Below are 18364 nucleotides of genomic sequence, written 5' to 3' on the forward strand. Positions count from 1 at the left end.
ATTTCTAAGAAGATTATCGCATGAGTGATCTATAATTTCCTACGTGTAATTTATTTGACGCTTACAGACTGAGGAATCCGTTACATTTATGTGTAATATTTATATTTATCACAGGGGTCGATTTTTTTGATGCATTAGGCTTAGGATTCTGGAAGTATATCATAGGAGTAATACTCTTTATGGCAGTAATGTGGTTATTACAGAAATCTGGAATTACTGAAAAGGAAGTTCCTATTTGGGTAGGAGCCTTTATAATAATAATAGGATTTGTCGTTGGAAACATTCTTGATACACTCGTTGTAAATCATATTTAACTAACGGGGAAGAGACTTCAAGAAGGGGATTGTCTCTTTACATTTGAAGTAACGAAGTAGTAGGGTTGAAAAAAATGGGAGTGTTTTGTTTTGAACAAAAAATTCAGCGTTTCTTCTTTAATAGTAGCTTTAATAGGTTTGTTAGTAATTTTAGCAATATTTTTTTATGGTGCATCCAGTTTGGAAATGTTTTTTGCAATAGTTGGTATAGGTATCTTAATATACATTATTAGTATTATTTTGTGTGTTATGGCTTTTGTAAGAAAAGAAAATGGTCTACAGAAATACATAGTAGTTGTCTCAGTGATAATTGCAATTTTCTTTGTTGGTTACATAAATTAAATGTGATTACCTATAAATATTTGAAGGTTACTTTTGAAAATGGAAGCAATACACAAGAAGCAAGGATTGCTTGACTCCTCCTCAAGGTAACGGGCGGATAATTCAACAAGAGAATTATTAGGTGTGATAAAATCAGAATAGTTCAAAAGAATTACGGGAGAGAGATTATGAAACCATTCATTATATGGTCGATTCGCTTTATAATATTCGGGTTGATTTCTTTGCTAAAGCGGCAGAAAGATGTATTAAGGAGGCGGAAATATTGTTCAGCAACTTTTTACGAAAATTATTTAAACGAAATGAAGGGAATTTAGTAGAGCTGATATCCTTGTTCGTAGGGCTTTTAGCAGTAAGTCTTATCACATCGTATTGCCATTTAGGGCGGAATAATTGGTATTTAATTGTACCTTTGCTTATTTTAGTGTTTATTGTCTATAAGGTTTGTGAGCTGATTATAGCTTTTTTATTTAGAAATAAAAATATAAAAGTGAATGAGAGTTTCTTTGTATTAGCTATAGTTGTTATAGCGTTAATAAACACATTCGTTATTTACTAGCAAATGGGGCTTATCTTTAAGAAGGACCGTCTTTTTTTACAAAGAAGTAAGAAAGAAATTTTGGTCATCAAATAGGTGTTGATCTCCACTTCAGGCTGCTTGCTTTCCTCGGGCACGGCCTCAGCTAACTTGGGATAGACTATCAGGTTTCCCAAGTGGATCTTCGGACACGTGCTGTTCCCGAAGGACTCTAGTTTAGACACCTGTGAGTCAGCGGCGCTGGAACACACTCTATATAAGTGTTCCGAATCTCGCACCTTCCGTTCCAATCAACTGAGTTGCTGACACTGCCTTTTGGTAAAAGACTTTTCAATGTTTCAACGAGGGTCGAGCGCTCTTGACCTGCTTTTTCTAAGGTCAAAACACAAGTTGAATTATGCTAAAATTAAAATAAATTAGGGCTTTTAGGAAAAGGTAGAGGATAAATGGAGCATAACAAGTTTAATGCGTTTATTAAAATTGCGAAGAAGCTAAATGATATTGAAATCATTCCATTGTTAATGGGTTCGGTTGGTTTAGAAGTCGTTACAGGAAAGAGTTGGGATGCACAAGATTTAGACATTCATGTTCCTGGTGATAAAAGAGGGTGGGAGGTACCGCCCGAAACAAATATATATAACTGGAATAACATAGTAGACATCATGATTTCAATGGAGTATAGATTGGTTGATTTGCATGAACATGCGTTCTCTAAAGAGGGATTATCCGTTGAGTTTGGTATTATTGATACTTTACCAAGTTTTGCAGGAGTACAGTTACAGGATTTAGACATGCACAACGTGGGAGAGATAAAGTATTACCTACTCACCCCTAAACAATATTTAAGTGTTTACGAGTCTTCATCCAAAGACAGTTATAGAGCTGATCACAATAACAATAAAGATATTAGAAAAATAGATTTCTTAAAAAGAATGATATAGGGTAACTAAAATTCATACTAAATCTCATTGAGTATATCAGGGGCAAGGGTACAGGGTGAAAGGAGATAGTTATGATGTATACGTTTGAGGTTATGACTCAGGAACAAGCAGAAGACATAGCATTCAATTGGCACTATCAAGGAGACTATTCTTTTTATGATATGGAGGCTGACAAAGAGGATTTAGATGAATTTATAGATCCGGAAGCACGAGGGGACTCTACGTATGTTGTTATGAATCATAATGAATTAATTGGTTTCTTTAGTGTTAATAGAGTAGAAGATCATACATTTGAGATTGGATTAGGGATGAGACCAGACCTCACGGGTAGAGGTAAGGGGTTAGAATTCCTAAAAGCAGGGATAGCGTTTATAAAAGGTGAATATAAACCAGAAAAAATAACATTATCAGTGGCGACTTTTAATCAAAGAGCGATAAAAGTATATAGAAAGTTGGGCTTTAACACTATAAATACGTTTATGCAGGATACAAATGGGAGTACATTTGAATTTCAAAAAATGGAGCACGAATGTTAATTTTGCATTTATTTGTGGAGAAGTCACCGTAATTGACTAAAGGATTTGAGAAAATGAGCTATGATATAAAAGTTGTGTTGGATAATACCGAAAAATTTTCAGCTTTTTTACATAAGAAAATTAGAGCATTTAATAATAAGCATTCCATACATCATCAAGAAGTAAGAAAAAAAGAAGCTGTACAGCCAATAAATATTATTGTTTCAGATGATAATCGTAATTGGATTGGTGGTTTAAATGCTGATGTGTATTGGGGTTGGATGGAGATTAACGACTTCTGGCTTCATGAAGAATACAGAGGTAAAGGTTTAGGTGGAGAACTTCTTGAAAAAGCGGAAAAAATCGCAAAAGAGAAGGGAGCAACTCAATCACTATTAACTACTTTTGAGTTTCAAGCCCGTTCCTTTTACGAGATTAAAGGATATCAAGTTATAGGTGAAATTAAAGATTATCCTCCTGGTAGTAGCTATTATACTATGACAAAAAAACTTATTTAATGAGGTGTATGCTTCTGAACCTTAAAATTCTAGCAGGTCAAACAGGTTTTCTTGTCGAAACTTAGACATATGAAATCCATTATAAATTGGAGGGGAAACAATGGCAGACGTTTTGTTGTTACACCATGTTTTAGGCCGAACAAAGGGGATTGAAGTATTTGCCGATCAATTGAGAGATGCGGGGCATACTGTGCACGCGCCAGATTTGTTTGACGGCCGCATATTTTCCTCTCTGGAGGAAGGCTTGGCATTTGTTAAGGAAATCGGATTTGAAGAAGTGACGGCACGTGGCGTTCGGGCAGCCAGCGAGCTTTCACGCGATGTCGTCTATGCTGGTTTTTCACTTGGTGTCAAGGCAGCACAACAGCTCACCCAAACTCGTGAAGGTGCCAGAGGCGCACTGTTTTTTCATGCCTGCCTTCCGACTTCGGCATTCGAATCTCAGTGGCCACCCGACGTGCCTGTGCAAGTTCACGCCATGAGTGCAGATCCTTTTTTCGTTGAAGACGGCGACATCGACGCAGCTCGTGAGCTTGTGGCGTCGGCCAATCACGGTGAACTTTTTCTGTACGAAGGCAAGGAACATCTCTTCACGGACAGCAGTTTACCGTCCTACGATGCTGACGCGACGAAACTTGTGATCAAGCGAGTTCTCGATTTTCTCGCATAATTATTAACGGAAAAAGTTTTCAGCAGCTGGGACATAACTAGACTATAGTGAGAAAAACTGGGCGTAAAGCATGGCCGGTCCGCATTCAGTTGGACATTAAAAAGTTTTTTTACCAAAATGCTTTGTCAGTATTAAGTGGATTGGAGCGGAAGACGCGAGATTCGGAACACTTATACAGAATGTGTTCCTCAGCGCTGCTCTTATAAGGTCATCCGCAAGGTTATAAACGCTGACACTACCAAAAATCGCTCAGAACCTGAGTGTTTAAGAGGCACTATTTGTCTGCCTAATGAGATCCTAGCGAAAATCTCACTGTTCATACAAAAAAGGAAAGGCCTTTTCGTTGCGATCGACCATGCGTAGATAGTCCTTTTCATACTGCAAGGCTTCTTCGGGTGCTAAGCTTGAAGTGGACAAGCGTCCGAATTCACCAAGTGTTTGATAAAAATTTTTCATGAGTGTCTGCATGGTAATCGGCTGACCCGAAAGTTCTGAGAGTGAAGCCATGACCTCTGGTTTTATCTCGGGATAGTTGATTTTGGTGGGCTGCCCACCGATCGCGATGTCATAAAAATTTTTCACGAGTCTTGCCCGCTCTGAGCCACTTCCATCCACGCAAACATAAATTTGTACGGCTACAGCTTGGCGTAAGCGCCGCTGAGAAATACCCGCAAATTTTCTTCCGCCGATGCTTAAATCATAGCTGCCCGGACAGTATGAGCCCACAATCTCTTCAACAGCAATTTTCATGCCATAAGGTTCAAGCATTTTTTTTATAAAATCGGCCATCGCTTCAAAGCCGTCATCTATAGAGAGCTTGTCTTCTTTTTCTGAGAATAGCAAAGATAAGTTCCAAATACCCTGATCTAACACCACGGCAAGACCACCGGAGTTGCGAACAATATAAGAATAGTTCTGTGCGTCGAGATATTTTACCCCTTCAGAGAGGTAGGGGAGCTTGGAATCCTGGATGCCTAAAACAATTGTCCGGGGATGAACCCATGTACGGGCAACAGCAGGGGATTGCCCAGAACCGACGAACATGCAAAGAGTGTCGTCGATAGCAAAGGATTGCTTCGCTTCAAAAGCGGCATTGGGCATAGACTGATCAATCACGCGCCATTCAGACTGCGTTAATATATTTCTTTTCATCATTTTCATCACCGTTCTATTAGAAAAAAACCTCACGTTTAAAGATACCAAAGCTGGTAGATTTAATCAAAAGCGACTTCATTTCACCTGTGTATTCACTGAAAAATTCCTCATGTTTTAAATTTCGACAATCCATTTCAATAATGGCTAAAAACATCTATAATAATAATAAGTTTAGACAGGATGTGAAAGAATTTGGCTCAAGACTTTGACAAACTTGAAGAAGAAAAGGTATTTAAGGATCCTGTGCATCGCTATATCCACGTGCGAGATCGCTTGATATGGGAATTGATAGGAACGAAGGAATTCCAGAGACTGCGACGCATTCGGCAATTGGGAACCACCTATTTGACCTTTCATGGGGCGGAACATAGTCGTTTTAGTCATTCTCTTGGTGTCTATGAAATCACTCGGCGCATTATCGAGGTTTTTGAAGGGAAGCCTCACTGGGATAATAGCGAAAGACTGCTCGCCTTAGCTGCGGCCTTACTGCATGATGTCGGCCACGGTCCTTTTTCCCATTCCTTTGAGAAGGTCTTTAATACCGATCATGAGGCCTTTTCACGGAAGATTATTTTAGGGGACACTGAGGTCAATCAGGTCTTAAGAAAAGTATCGGAGGATTTTCCTGAAAAGGTTGCTGATATCATCGGGAAAACGAGTGATAACAAACTCATTATCAGTATGATTTCCAGCCAAATTGATGCTGATCGCATGGACTATTTGTTACGGGATGCTTATTTTACAGGGGTAAGCTATGGCCACTTTGACCTTGAACGCATCTGGAGGGTGATGCGTCCGAAAGAGGATCAAGTCGTGATCAAACAAAGTGGGATGCATGCGGTTGAGGATTATATCATGAGTCGCTACCAAATGTATTGGCAAGTATATTTTCATCCTGTGACCCGGAGTGCAGAAGTGATTTTAAGAAAGATCCTTCATCGGGCGAAATCCTTATATCAGACAGGCTATACGTTTAAATATGCGCCTGGTCCTCTTAGTCCACTTTTTACAGAAGACCTAGACCTTGCCGCGTATTTACGTTTGGATGAATCCGTCATTCTTTATTATTTTCAAATGTGGCAAGAGGAAACGGATGAGATTTTAAGCGACCTTTGTCAGCGATTCATGAATCGACGGCTTTTCAAATATGTCGAGTTTACACCAAGTAACTATCAGGCCTATGCCGATTTGAGAGAGGCTTTTAAAGAGGCAGGATTGGACCCGGATTATTATCTTGTTGTCGATTCATCATCGGATTTACCCTATGATTTTTATCGACCAGGGGAGGAAGGGGAGCGACTCCCGATTCATCTTCAAATGCCTGATGGCAGCCTCAAAGAGCTATCAAGAGAGTCAGATGTTGTTGAGGCCATCTCTGGAAAAAAACGGACGGATCACAAGCTCTACTATCCTGCAGATTTTATTAATGACTTTTCTTCACAAAGAGACGCGAAAGAGCGGATATTGCAACTTTTGAAATAAAGAGGGAGGAACTGTGATGCTAGAGGATCACGCAAAAGTGATGACCCTGCTTCAAGTGGCAGGTGAGGTTGTGGGAAGGAAGAAGCTTCAGAAGATTTTGTACATCTTACAAAAGCTGGATTACCCTTTTCAGGAAAAATATCAATTTCATTTTTATGGCCCTTATTCAGAAGAGCTCACCTTGAAAATTGAAGAACTGTGTAATCTGCAGTTTGTAAATGAAGTACGTGAAAAAAAAGGTGGGTATCACCAGTACCGATACCAACTGACGCATGAAGGGGAAGACTTTCTTAAAAACTATCAAATCGAAATGCCGAATATCGATGCATTTATTGAAGACCTCAACGGTGAGAGTTCCAGATTCTTAGAACTGGTTTCAACTATTTTTTATTTCGATCATTTATCGGAGGAAGAAGTGATTGAAAAAGTAAAGATTGTAAAGCAGAAACAAAACTATCAAGAGGAAGAGATTCGAAGTGGTCTTGACTATGTTCAGCGATTAAAAGGCCAACGAATGAATGAAGTGCTTTAAATTACGGCGGGCTATCCAGAGAAGGGATGAGTGATCATGTTTACCTTTAAAATTGACCATGAGATTGAGTTAAAATTGTTAGAACAGGACGATGCGCCAGAGTTATTTAAGGTTTTAGATCAGAGCCGTCGTTATTTAAGAGAATGGCTTCCCTGGGTGGATGGGACTCAAAAACCGGAAGACTATCAATCAGTCATCGAAATGTGGTTAAAACAGTTTGCAGATAGTAATGGCTTTCAAGTGGGGATTTTATATAAGGGAGCGATCGTTGGCATGATTGGCTTCCATGCGATTGATCGCAGTAATAGCGCCACGTCTATAGGCTATTGGCTTGCTGAAGCGTATCAAGGAAAGGGCATTATGACGAGGGCTTGCCAGGCCTTAGTGGATTATGCCTTTCATGACCTTAAGCTGCGGAGAGTGGAAATTCGTTGCGGTACCGAGAACAAAAAAAGTCGTGCCATTCCTGAACGTCTTGGCTTTACACACGAAGGAACGATTCGTTGTGGCGAATTCCTCTATGATCACTTTATTGACGTTGACGTGTACGGATTGCTCAGCACCGATCAATAAGTTTTAAAGATGAAAGCACGTTATCCATTATGGAGCGTGTTTTTTTGTATAGGGAATTGTAAGTAATAGTGCTCAAATCCTATAATTTTCTCTACAAGTCATATCACTTTCTCAAAGGCGGACTCGATGGTTAAACTAGTATAAAGATGATAAAAATACTTGATCGATTCGGAGGAGAGCGTATGAAGATAGTTGTTCTAGGTGCGGGTGCATTAGGCTCATATTTTGGCTTGCGCATGCATGAAATAGGACATGAGATCACTTTTTTAGTGCGGGAGGGCCGGGCGCAGCAACTGAAGGAAAATGGGCTTAAAATTATGAGCCCAAAAGGAGATCTTTCCTGGAAAACACCTCACTATTGTGTGGATGTTTCTGAAATAGAAGCATGTGATCTATTGGTTGTCGGATTGAAGGGGTACCACCTTCAAGGGGCAAGCGAGCAATTACGGCAATTGGCAGACAAAGGCGCTACCGTTTTACCTGTTTTAAATGGCATTGAGCATCTCAAAATCTTGCAGGATATTTTTGGCGAAGACAGAGTGCTTGGCGGTATTGCCTATATTATTGCCACTTTAAATGAAGCTGGACATGTCGTGCATACTGGGGATCAACATGCCTTTCTTTATGGTATGATCGACAAAGGTGCAAAGGATACGCTGGCTCAACGTGTATGTGCTGAGTTGAGTCAGTCAGCAGGAGACGTTAACCTTGATTTAGCCGAAAGTGAGTTTATCTACAAGGAAATGTGGAAGAAATATGTGTTTATTTCAGCCTTCTCTGGGGTGACAACCACAAGTCGCTTGCCTATTGGCCCGATCCGCAATACACCCGAAACCCTGGAGTTAGGAAAAAAGGTCGTTGAAGAAATGGTGGCATTAGCTGAAGCCTACGATGTCCACATTGATGACGGTGTTGAGGAGACCATGACGAAATTGCTTTATGGTTTTCCAGATGAAGCCACCTCTTCTATGCACCAAGACTTTAGAAATCAGCGGCCACTTGAGGTCGATGCGTTATTTGGAGCCGCATTGCGTATGGGCAGAGCGAAAGGATTGGCGCTGCCTCATGTTGAAACCTTACATGCGCTGCTTAAGCCGTATGAGTATCCTCAAGGTAAAAAATAAATGTAGGCGAAATTCGCTGTGAAATTGAATTTTTGAATAATTTTTGAACATTGGGTGAATAACTTGTGTCCGTTTTCATTTAGACGTAAAATAAGAACACACACATATTCTAAGACCCTAAAAACACCTGAGCCATTGGCTCGGGTGTTTTGGGTAGAAAATGAAAAAATCGATTCCAATCGTTTATTGCTATTGATTTAGATTGAGATGTAAGAGGTAGGCGCACAAGACAGGGCTGAAACTAACAAAAGAACGCTGCGCTCGCCCATAAGAAGTTGCTGACTCACAAAAGACAGCTTTAACTCACAAAAGGCGCACAAGACAGGGCTGTAACTAACAAAAGGACGCTGCGCTCGCCCATAAGAAGTTGCTGACTTACAAAAGACAGCTTTAACTCACAAAAGGCGCACGAACCAAGGCTGTAACTAACAAAAGGACGCTGCGCTCACCCATAAGAAGTTGCTGACTCACAAAAGACAGCCTTAACTCACAAAAGGCGCACGAACCAAGGCGAAAACTAACAAAAGAATGCTGAGCCCGCACAAAAGAGGCAGTTAACTAAAAAAACGCATCGGCAGCAAGTAAGTGAATTGGAGCGTAAGGCGCGAGATTCGGAACACTTATATTCAGTGTGTTCCTCAGCGCCGCTGACTCAAAGATGTCTAAACTAGAGTCCAACGGGAATAGCACGAGTCCGAAGATCCACTTGGGAAACTAAATAATCCATTCCCAAGTTAGCTGAGGCCGTGCCCGTGGAAAGCGAGCGACCTGAAGCGGAAATCCACACTATAAGCTCGAGCAGTACTCAACCTGGTGTTACATCGCAATTTCCTTCAACTCTAAAGTACATCTCCTTGAGTAAAGCAACAAGCTTTTTAGAAAAAGGCAAATGAAAATGCTATAGAGTACAGCCGCTTGTCTAAAAGCTTTCCTTCTTTCTCGCTTTGAGTGAGGTTTCAATAATCAAGTCTAAAAGGTCACTGTAAGCAATCCCGGCTGCCTGAGCACTTTTGGGGAGCAAGCTATTTTTAGTCATGCCTGGTAACGAATTGATTTCCATTACATAAGGGGTGCCATCTTTGACCATCATGTCTATCCGAGCATAAACACTACATTTTAAAGCTTTATAACAAGAGATTGCCGCTGAAGCGACTCGTTCGTGTAAGTCAGAGGGCAGTTCAATCACTTCTTCAATGGTCTGAACGTCATCATACTTGGCATTATAATCAAAGAAATCTGCTTGATGACGAATAGAGATGACCGGTAACATTTTTCCGTCAATGATTGAACAGGTGATTTCTTCGCCTTTTATATATTGTTCAATCATAACTTCAGTATCCCACTTAAAGACTTCAGCTACCGCAGAAACCACGGCTTCTCTATCATAGACAAGTTTGACTCCGACACTTGACCCTCCGGAATTTGGCTTTATCACGACAGGATAGCCCATTTGATCAATCGCCTCTAAATCGAGTTCTTCCATAGAAGTGAGTTGAATCCAGTCTGGTGTGGGCACGCCTTCATAACGAAGGAGTTTTTTCGTGATATTTTTATCCATGCATAAGCCGCTCGAAAGCATACCACTACCTGTAAAAGGAACGCCTAATGTGTCTAGTGTGCCCTGGATGGTACCATCTTCACCGTATTTTCCATGGAGCGCCAGAAGGGCAATGTCCAAAGGTTTAGCTTTTTCAACGAGTTCCTCTTTATGGTCAAGACGAATGGGAATAATGTCATATTTATTTTTATCTAAATGAGCGATCATTTCCTCTCCTGTCATAAGTGAGACTTGCTTTTCAGAGGAAACGCCTCCCATAATTACGCCAACTTTCATTTCTTCAACCTCCAAATTCATTTCGAATGGTGTCACCAATGGTTTTGATGCCATTGACAATGTCTTCTTCTTTTAATCGAGAGAAGCCCAGCCTAAAGGTGTTTTGACCTTTTCCATCTGTATAAAAGACATCCCCGGGGGAAAAGACAACGCCTTTGCGGTAGCAACTCTCTAATACTGTTCGTGCATTCAAGTTGTTTTTGAGTTCAATGAAAAGATGTAGCCCTCCATCTCCCGTCATTCTTTTATAGGGAAGATAGCGCTGGCAGGATTCAAGGGCTAATTCATATTTTTTCTTGTAAACTGATTTAGCTTTCTTTAAATATTTTTCAAAGTAACCATCATGTAAATATTGATAGAGTATCGCTTGGTCAAGGGTAGAACTATGAATAGTGCGCGCCCTTTTAATGCTTTCCAAGTAATAAATCAGATCCTTATCGGCCAATATCCATCCAATGCGCAAGCCTGGAAACAGAATTTTAGAGAAGCTACTAATGTAAATCACATTATTCCCAGGACCTGCAAATGTCGCTAACGGGGGCAAGTGAGAGCCTGAAAAGCGTAATTCTTCGTTAAACCCATCTTCTATGATAGGGATATGATAGTGCGAAAAAAGCTTCATCAGTGCCATCCGTTTTTCCGAAGAGGTCACGATGCCTGTTGGATTATGGTAGGAAGGGATGAAATAAGCCAAGTCAAATGTTTTAGTGGACAAGGCTGTCTCAAGTCTTGGGATATCAATACCGTCCTCACACATATCAATGCCGTGGATCTCATAACCATGTAATCGGAAGAGTTTAAGCGCGGTGTGGTGTGTCGGGTTTTCACTAAGGATGTGGCCCCTTTTTTGGCCTAGAGAGGATAAGAGAATATCCAATCCTTCTGTAAAGCCATTGGTAATGAGGATATCCTTATTGGAAACATCCACGCCCTTTAATTCCATGTAATGTAAAAGTGCTTCGATGAGGGGCTTGTAACCTTTGGCATAGCCATAGTTCAGAACAATATCTCCTTCAATAGCCATCCGTGTTAAAAACGCCTTTTTGAAATTCTCGACATCGAAAAGCTTTTCATCAGGTGCAATACTATTAAAGGCAATCATGCCCTTTTTCCAATGGACTCCATGTTTCATTAAATCCAATTGATCAGCCAATAAAGTGTTATTGTTAATTTTTTCTTTCCAATCCAAGTGGATGGAAGGGGCCTTGTGGGTTGCCACCTTGCTGACAAAGTTGCCCTTCCCTTTGACGGCATAAATAAGCCCTTCCTGCTCAAGATCTGCGTAGGCCGTCAGAACTGTATTGCGGCTGAGTGATAATAATGCACTTAATTCACGAGTGGAGGGAAGCTTTTGATCCTCAAGCAGATGACCATTAGTAATCATCTTTTTTAAATAGTCCTTGAGTTGAATATAAATAGGACGATCATCCATAAGCTTGAAATCATGAAACACTGTCTTCATCCCCTTGGTATTATTTTGACATAGCCACAAGGATTCAAAAAGGTCCACTTCCAATGTAATTTCACATATCCGTGGTTGGGAAGAAGACAGTCCTTTAAACACTTGTGATTTTCTTCCCTTAGTATACTCGTGTTAAAGGGGAATTTCGATAGAGGCAGTGGCGGTGTGAAAGTGTGGGTGCCTGTTATAGGCGCATACTGAAGCTCTTTTAAAAAGGGGGGGATCTTAAGTTAGTCTTCAAAGGCGTGGCTCCAAAAAAAAGAGGGGCATTAAAAAGGAACGGGATTGCTCCCGTTCCATGTTACTATCATTAGCTAGAACCTAACATCTTAATTGGCTTTTTTTAAAGTATAAGAATGTATAAAATTTGGTCATCTGGATGGTGTGGATTTCCGCTCCAGAACGCTCGCTTTCCTCATGCCCACACGATGTGGGTAGGGTCGGCGTTCGACGCACAGGATGTGCTAGCTTCGACGTTGTCACACGGATGTGACGGTTTTAGTCGAAGTCCCTTAATGACGTGACGTTTTTAGCCGATCGTCCTTAGTGGCCTCAGCTAACTTGGGAATTGAATACTTTGTTTCCCAAGTGGATCTTCGGACACGTGTTGTTCCCGAAGGAGTCTCGTGTCTTCCACTCCAATCCACTTGATACTGACGAAGCCTTTTGGTAAAAAGCTTTTTAATGCCCAACTGAATGAGGACCGGGCATGCTTTTCGCCCGGTTTTTCTTAATTTGAAAATCTTTACCATGGAAAGAGATCTAGTATCCGGTTAATGAATCCTTTCCCTTTGCCCTTCTTATCTTTGCCATTTTTGTCTGGGCTACCATATGGTGAACCGTGGTGTTCATCACAGTATTCGGTCGGCTCTGTCCCTTTGACATAATACGTTAATCGGGCGTTGGGGCAAGCATCAGTGGCCAGTTTCCCTGTATCAGGATCTACCCAAACTTTGACGACGCCCTTGGGAGCTTTGAAGCTGTTTTCAGGTTGTCCTTTTAAAGCGTCCTCCATGTAATTGGCCCAAAGGGTCTTGGAATAGCCGGAATCTGGGTAGGTATTAAGCGTTTGTCTGTCTTTATAACCGACCCACACGCCTGTTGTTAATTGAGGTGTAAAACCAACCATCCAGCTATCGGTATTGGTTGATCCTGTTTTGGCAGCGACCGTATGGGTTAAGATGTCCTTGACACTCGCACCAGTTACCGTAGAGTAGTCATTTAACTTCGTATCAAAAATGCCTGTCATCATTTGAGCAAGCACAAAACTTGTTGCCTTATCGAGCACCTGTTTACTGGAAGGCTTCCAGTCATAAATCACATCGCCCTGACGATTGACAACTTTAGTAATAAAGCTTGGCGAGACCCTTGCTCCCATGTTGGCAATTGTACTGTAAGCACGCGTCATTTCGAGGATGCTCACTTCTTTTGTTCCAAGAGGAAGGGAAGGGATGGCTTCTAACGGACTCGTAATGCCCATCGTCTTTGCGGTATTGACTAATTTATCCATACCAATGGCCATATGTGTTTTCACTGCGTAAATATTATCGGAAAGGGCTAGCGCCTGCATAAGTGTAATGGGCCCATTAGCATAATACCCGCCATAATTTTCAGGGCTATAACTCTCTTTGCCATTATCAAAAGTAAAGGTTGTCGGTTCACTTGTGAGCGTGGACGAAGGCGTAAATCCATTTTTTAAGGCAGCGTAATAAAGAAACGGTTTAAAGCTTGATCCAGGTTGGCGTTTAGCTGAGACCGCGAGATTAAATTGATCCTTCGTATAATCACGGCCACCGACGAGCGCCTTAACAGCCCCCGTTTTAGGGTCCATTGTGACTAGAGCAGCTTCGATTTTAGAAGCAGGACTAATCGTGTCCTTTACCCATTTATTCGCCTTTTTTTGCAAGCTAGAATCTAAGGTGGTATAAACCTTTAAGCCACCTGTTGCAATCTCTTCCTCTGATAGCCCGAGTTTATCTCTTAGCTCTTGTTGAACAGCATCCTCAAAGTAAGGTGCGATACTTGGAGCGGCTTCATGCTTCTTAATAATATTCAAAGGTTGTTTATACGCCTGATCTGCTTGAGCCTGTGTGATATACCCATTGCTTACCATGGCTTGAAGGACAATACCCTGACGCTTTTTGGCATTTTCATAGTGGTCATCCGGAGCATAGTAGCTCGGGCCTTTAGGAACCCCTGCAAGCATACTAGCTTCAGCAAGCGAAAGGTCCTTGGCTGATTTCCCATAATAATATTTCGAGGCAGCTTCAACGCCATAAGCGCCATGTCCGTAATAGACTGTATTGAGATACCCTTCAAGAATCTCATTCTTTGAGTAATTTGATTCGAGTCTCATGGTATAAAAGACTTCGAGAAATTTACGTTTCCAGGTCTTATCATTGCTTAAATAAAGATTGCGGGCGTATTGCATGGAAAGGGTACTGGCCCCTTGTTTTTTAGAAAAACTAGCAATATCCGCTGCTAATGAGCCAAAGACCCTTTTTATATCGAAGCCATGATGTTTATAAAACCGTTTGTCTTCAACTGCGACGGTAGCATTCATGATGGATTGTGCCATGTCTTCTTTTTTAACCCAGTAACGATTCTGATAACCATGCTCGGCTTCTGCAAAGACCTTCCCATCGTTGGTCAAAAACTCCGTGTTTTGTGAAACCTTTATCGGTGGAGGCCCGAGGATTTTGGCATAGATCCAGAGGCTGGCAATCACAAACAACACAAGCACAATACCTGCAAGTGCGACTCGTATGAACCATTTTAAAAATGACTTTACTTTGCGGATGTTTTGGTCAGTGACGAGTTCCATCCTCATCCCTCCCTTGTAAGCTTTAGTCGTTTAGGTCTCATTTCATCTTCAAATCATTTTTTCGCTATTTTCTGTTGGGAAGTCTGACAATATCTTTGTCTTTTCGACGTTATGTCTACATTATGGTTTAACAAAAACGCTTCTAAACGTCCCGGGTGAATACCGAAAGTATTTTACGCTAAAAAAATATTGATTTCAAATCGCCACGGGCTTGAATTTTGTGTGGCATCGTCTATACTTTTTCTGTATGTCAATTGTCGAAATGTCGCACATTATGCATAGGTGCGCTTAAAAGGAGGGCAAGCGGGGGCGGATAAGGAAGTAGACGTCAGAGAGTTGTCGTGAAGGCTGCCCCAGGGTAATGTGCTTTTTATGGATCCCATGCCTTCTTCACTAATCGCCTAAAGAGATTGAGGATTAGGAGTGAAAGAAAATGGAGCTTTGGTATACCGAGAAACAAACGGAGAATTATGGGATTACCGCTAAGATTAAACGCTCGTTGGCAACGGAAGAGACCCCTTATCAAAAATTGGACATGCTTGAAACCGAGGAATTCGGGAATATGCTTACCCTTGATGGCATGGTGATGACAACCGAAAGAGATGAATTTGTTTATCATGAAATGGTGGCACATGTTCCGTTATTCACACATCCACATCCCAAACATGTGCTCGTGGTTGGTGGTGGAGATGGTGGCGTGATTCGGGAAGTGGTCAAGCATCCCGAGGTGGAGAAGGTCACACTCGTTGAAATTGACGGCAGTGTGATTGAACACTCCAAAAAATTTCTTCCCACGATAGCCTCCGCTTTTGACGACCCCAAGGTAGAGGTCATCGTCGGTGATGGCTTTATGCATATTGCTGAGAGTCGCGAGGCCTACGACGTGATCATGGTCGATTCAACAGAGCCCGTCGGACCCGCTGTTAAGCTTTTTGAAAAAGGCTTTTATGAAGGCCTATCAAGGGCACTCAAGGAAGACGGTCTATTCATTGCCCAAACCGATAATCCTTGGTTTAAAGCCGATTTAATTCGTCAGGTTTATAGTGACGTCAAGGAAATTTTTCCAATAACACGTTTATACACAGCAAATGTACCGACATATCCAAGTGGGTTGTGGACTTTTACCATGGGCTCCAAGAAGCACGATCCATTAGAAGTTAACGAAGCGCGCTTCCATGACATTGAAACAAAGTATTACACGAAAGCTTTACATAAAGCCGCCTTCGTCCTCCCCAAATTTGTAGAGGACCTGACAAAATAAGCCGGGACATAGGGACAGGAACCCTGTCCCGCCAAATACAGGTTCAAAAGATGTGGAAAACGGACGTAGGGTAGAGCTCTATCCTGTAGCGACTAAAGATGCAAGATAAAAGAAGAGAGTGTGGAGGGGTAAAGATGATATTTGATGAAGCTTATTCAGGAAAAGTGTTTATTATGAGTAGACCTGATTATGAAAGTGCGGAGGCCGTAATCTATGGGATGCCTATGGACTATACCGTCAGTTTTCGTCCCGGCTCACGTTTTGGTCCCGCGAGAATACGTGAGGTTTCTATTGGCCTAGAAGAATATTCACCATATATTGATCGCCATTTAGAAGAGGTCAATTATTATGATGCAGGGGATATTTTGTTACCCTTCGGCAATCCTGGTAAAAGTCTCGATTTGATTGAAGGCTATATTGATCAATTATTAGCTGATGGTAAAATGCCGATTGGTCTTGGCGGCGAGCATCTCGTCACTTGGCCGGTGCTAAAAGCCATGCATAAGAAATATCCGGATATGGCGCTTATTCACATTGATGCCCATGCCGATTTACGTGAGGATTATGAGGGAGAAGTTTTGTCGCACGCGACCCCCATTAAGAAAGCTTGTCAACTTCTTGGACCAGAAAATGTCTATTCTTTTGGGATTCGATCAGGGATGCGTGAGGAATTTGAATTTGGACGCACCTCTGGCATGACGATGGAATGCTTTGAAGTCGCGGAACCTTTGAAAAGGCATTTGCCAAAATTAAGTGGTCGAAATGTGTATGTCACTATTGATATCGATGTGCTTGATCCTGCCTTTGCGCCCGGTACAGGTACTCAGGAGGCGGGCGGTATTACTTCGAAGGAGCTTCTCGAAGCGATCACAGCGATCTCTAAATCCGATCTTAATATTATTGGAGCTGATCTTGTCGAAGTGTTACCTGCTTATGACCCTAGCGATCAAACGGCGATTGCGGCCAGTAAGTTTATTCGGGAAATGCTTCTAGGGTGGGTGCGCTAGACCGAGAAAATGGAGATCATTCTTCCTGTGGATAACCCTTGTTGATAATGTGGATAATCATCGTTCGTAAGTCTTTTTCCATTGAAGCCACTTGGAAGTGACTGGCATAACGTTTAAAAGCATTCTATAATATTAATATAGAGCATTGAAACAATGAACCAGGTGAGAGGCATGCAGTGGGTACTCAAAAGAAGTTTTATTGGAAGCCGGATTATCAAAAGCTGTTTAGCGGCATTTGTGACAGCTTTTATTTGTCAGGCTCTCAATTGGCCACCATTATTTGCAGTGATGACCGCGGTAGTTTCTATTGAAAATACTTCCGTTGACTCAGTGAAAAAAGGACTGATTCGTTTTCCGGCATCCGCCATTGGTGCAGCGTTTGCGATGCTGTCGGAGGATCTCTTTGGACGAGGCGCACTGACTTATGGGTTGGCGGCATCCTTGACCTTAATCTTATGTTATAAACTTAAATTATACGATGGCATGGTAGTCGCTATTCTTACAGCGGTGGCCATGATTCCTGAAACCTATGGTCATTATTTGGATTCCTTTATTATTCGACTCGGAACAACCTTGACGGGTATTACAGTGGCAACACTGATTAATTACTTTGTTATGCCACCTAATTACAAGAAAATTGTAAGTCGAAAAGCTGAAGACTTAACGCGGAAAACAGCCAGGCTAATTCAAGTTATGCTTGAACCACCACAAGGAAAGGCACATAATGCCCGTTTGCGTCATATGTACCAAGAGTGCAATAAAACTTTAGAAACAAGCTTTAAACTGATTCGCTTTCAGCGGTCCGAATGGCGGTACCATTTCCATCATACTCATGAAATTAGGGAAATCACTTATGATCAGCGCCGCTTTGAACAATTGCAGAAAGTGATGTATCACATCGGTAACTTGATTTATTCGCCTGTGAATTTGTCTGTTTATAATGAAGAGGAGCAAGCACACATTCGCTACTTTATTAAAATTCTGGCACAGAAATTGGTAGAGGGGACAACAAATAGAGAAACTCAGAAAGCATTCGAAGAGGGTCTCCAAAAAATCGATGCCCTTTACAATTCTATTGTCAGTGAGCAGGCAAAAGGGGAGAATGGCCATCATTACTTAATACCACAACAAATGATCTTGTACGAATTATTGTCGATTTATGAGATTATCGAATTAAACGATGTGTGCTCGGAATCAGCTAAAAAAAGATTCAAGCAACACTCATAGAACCTGTGACCAACCACCTTATTTGAGGTGGTTTTTCTATTATAGCTT

At 41.5% G+C, this 18364-nt stretch carries 17 protein-coding genes; 13 read left to right on the forward strand and 4 right to left on the reverse strand.

Annotation, left to right across the window (positions count from 1 at the left end; translation table 11 throughout):
* Positions 1–179: 179 nt before the first annotated feature.
* The 6 genes from IEV91_RS21925 (at position 180) to IEV91_RS17700 (ending at position 3835) form a co-directional block, all read left to right on the forward strand.
* Complete coding sequence (locus tag IEV91_RS21925; protein ID WP_268236408.1) at positions 180–314, forward strand: hypothetical protein; 135 nt, start codon at positions 180–182, stop codon at positions 312–314.
* A gap of 90 nt (positions 315–404) precedes the next feature.
* Positions 405–656, forward strand: coding sequence for a hypothetical protein (locus IEV91_RS17680; RefSeq protein WP_188498765.1), 252 nt, complete (start codon positions 405–407; stop codon positions 654–656).
* A gap of 981 nt (positions 657–1637) precedes the next feature.
* Positions 1638–2132 (forward strand): phosphoribosylanthranilate isomerase, encoded by a 495-nt coding sequence (locus tag IEV91_RS17685; RefSeq protein WP_188498766.1) that lies wholly within the window; start codon positions 1638–1640, stop codon positions 2130–2132.
* Positions 2133–2203: 71 nt separating this feature from the next.
* Positions 2204–2668 (forward strand): GNAT family N-acetyltransferase, encoded by a 465-nt coding sequence (locus IEV91_RS17690; protein WP_188498767.1) that lies wholly within the window; start codon positions 2204–2206, stop codon positions 2666–2668.
* A 32-nt stretch (positions 2669–2700) separates the two neighbouring features.
* Complete coding sequence (locus IEV91_RS17695; protein WP_229745639.1) at positions 2701–3165, forward strand: GNAT family N-acetyltransferase; 465 nt, start codon at positions 2701–2703, stop codon at positions 3163–3165.
* Between the two features lie 100 nt (positions 3166–3265).
* Positions 3266–3835, forward strand: coding sequence for a dienelactone hydrolase family protein (locus IEV91_RS17700; RefSeq protein ID WP_188498768.1), 570 nt, complete (start codon positions 3266–3268; stop codon positions 3833–3835).
* 309 nt (positions 3836–4144) lie between these two features.
* Here IEV91_RS17700 and lipL read toward each other — a convergent pair whose 3' ends face one another.
* Positions 4145–4996 (reverse strand): octanoyl-[GcvH]:protein N-octanoyltransferase, encoded by an 852-nt coding sequence (lipL, locus tag IEV91_RS17705; protein WP_188498803.1) that lies wholly within the window; start codon positions 4994–4996, stop codon positions 4145–4147.
* A 186-nt stretch (positions 4997–5182) separates the two neighbouring features.
* On the opposite strand from lipL, the gene IEV91_RS17710 reads away from it, so the two are divergent.
* The 4 genes from IEV91_RS17710 (at position 5183) to IEV91_RS17725 (ending at position 8701) form a co-directional block, all read left to right on the forward strand.
* Positions 5183–6472 carry an HD domain-containing protein gene (locus IEV91_RS17710; protein ID WP_188498769.1) on the forward strand — a complete coding sequence of 430 codons (1290 nt, stop codon included), beginning with the start codon at positions 5183–5185 and terminating at the stop codon, positions 6470–6472.
* Positions 6473–6488: 16 nt separating this feature from the next.
* Positions 6489–7004 carry a YwgA family protein gene (locus IEV91_RS17715; protein WP_188498770.1) on the forward strand — a complete coding sequence of 172 codons (516 nt, stop codon included), beginning with the start codon at positions 6489–6491 and terminating at the stop codon, positions 7002–7004.
* A gap of 36 nt (positions 7005–7040) precedes the next feature.
* Positions 7041–7577, forward strand: coding sequence for a GNAT family N-acetyltransferase (locus IEV91_RS17720; RefSeq protein WP_188498771.1), 537 nt, complete (start codon positions 7041–7043; stop codon positions 7575–7577).
* Positions 7578–7759: 182 nt separating this feature from the next.
* Entirely contained in the window at positions 7760–8701 is a 942-nt protein-coding gene (locus IEV91_RS17725; RefSeq protein ID WP_188498772.1) for a ketopantoate reductase family protein, read from the forward strand.
* A 919-nt stretch (positions 8702–9620) separates the two neighbouring features.
* On the opposite strand, the gene IEV91_RS17730 is transcribed toward IEV91_RS17725, so the two are convergent.
* From IEV91_RS17730 to IEV91_RS17740, 3 genes are all read right to left on the reverse strand, one after another.
* A complete protein-coding gene (locus IEV91_RS17730; RefSeq protein WP_188498773.1) occupies positions 9621–10535 on the reverse strand; it encodes a D-alanine--D-alanine ligase in 915 nt (304 codons plus the stop codon).
* Between the two features lie 4 nt (positions 10536–10539).
* Entirely contained in the window at positions 10540–11988 is a 1449-nt protein-coding gene (gene pdxR / locus IEV91_RS17735) for a MocR-like pyridoxine biosynthesis transcription factor PdxR (RefSeq protein ID WP_188498774.1), read from the reverse strand.
* Between the two features lie 754 nt (positions 11989–12742).
* Positions 12743–14821, reverse strand: coding sequence for a transglycosylase domain-containing protein (locus IEV91_RS17740; RefSeq protein WP_229745641.1), 2079 nt, complete (start codon positions 14819–14821; stop codon positions 12743–12745).
* Positions 14822–15254: 433 nt separating this feature from the next.
* On the opposite strand from IEV91_RS17740, the gene speE reads away from it, so the two are divergent.
* From speE to IEV91_RS17755, 3 genes are all read left to right on the forward strand, one after another.
* A complete protein-coding gene (gene speE / locus IEV91_RS17745; protein ID WP_188498776.1) occupies positions 15255–16082 on the forward strand; it encodes a polyamine aminopropyltransferase in 828 nt (275 codons plus the stop codon).
* A gap of 134 nt (positions 16083–16216) precedes the next feature.
* Complete coding sequence (speB, locus tag IEV91_RS17750; protein WP_188498777.1) at positions 16217–17089, forward strand: agmatinase; 873 nt, start codon at positions 16217–16219, stop codon at positions 17087–17089.
* Between the two features lie 153 nt (positions 17090–17242).
* Positions 17243–18316 carry an FUSC family protein gene (locus IEV91_RS17755; protein ID WP_188498778.1) on the forward strand — a complete coding sequence of 358 codons (1074 nt, stop codon included), beginning with the start codon at positions 17243–17245 and terminating at the stop codon, positions 18314–18316.
* Positions 18317–18364 lie beyond the last annotated feature (48 nt).

The organism is Pullulanibacillus pueri (genome assembly GCF_014639255.1).
Classification (GTDB): Bacteria; Bacillota; Bacilli; order Bacillales; family Sporolactobacillaceae; genus Pullulanibacillus; species Pullulanibacillus pueri.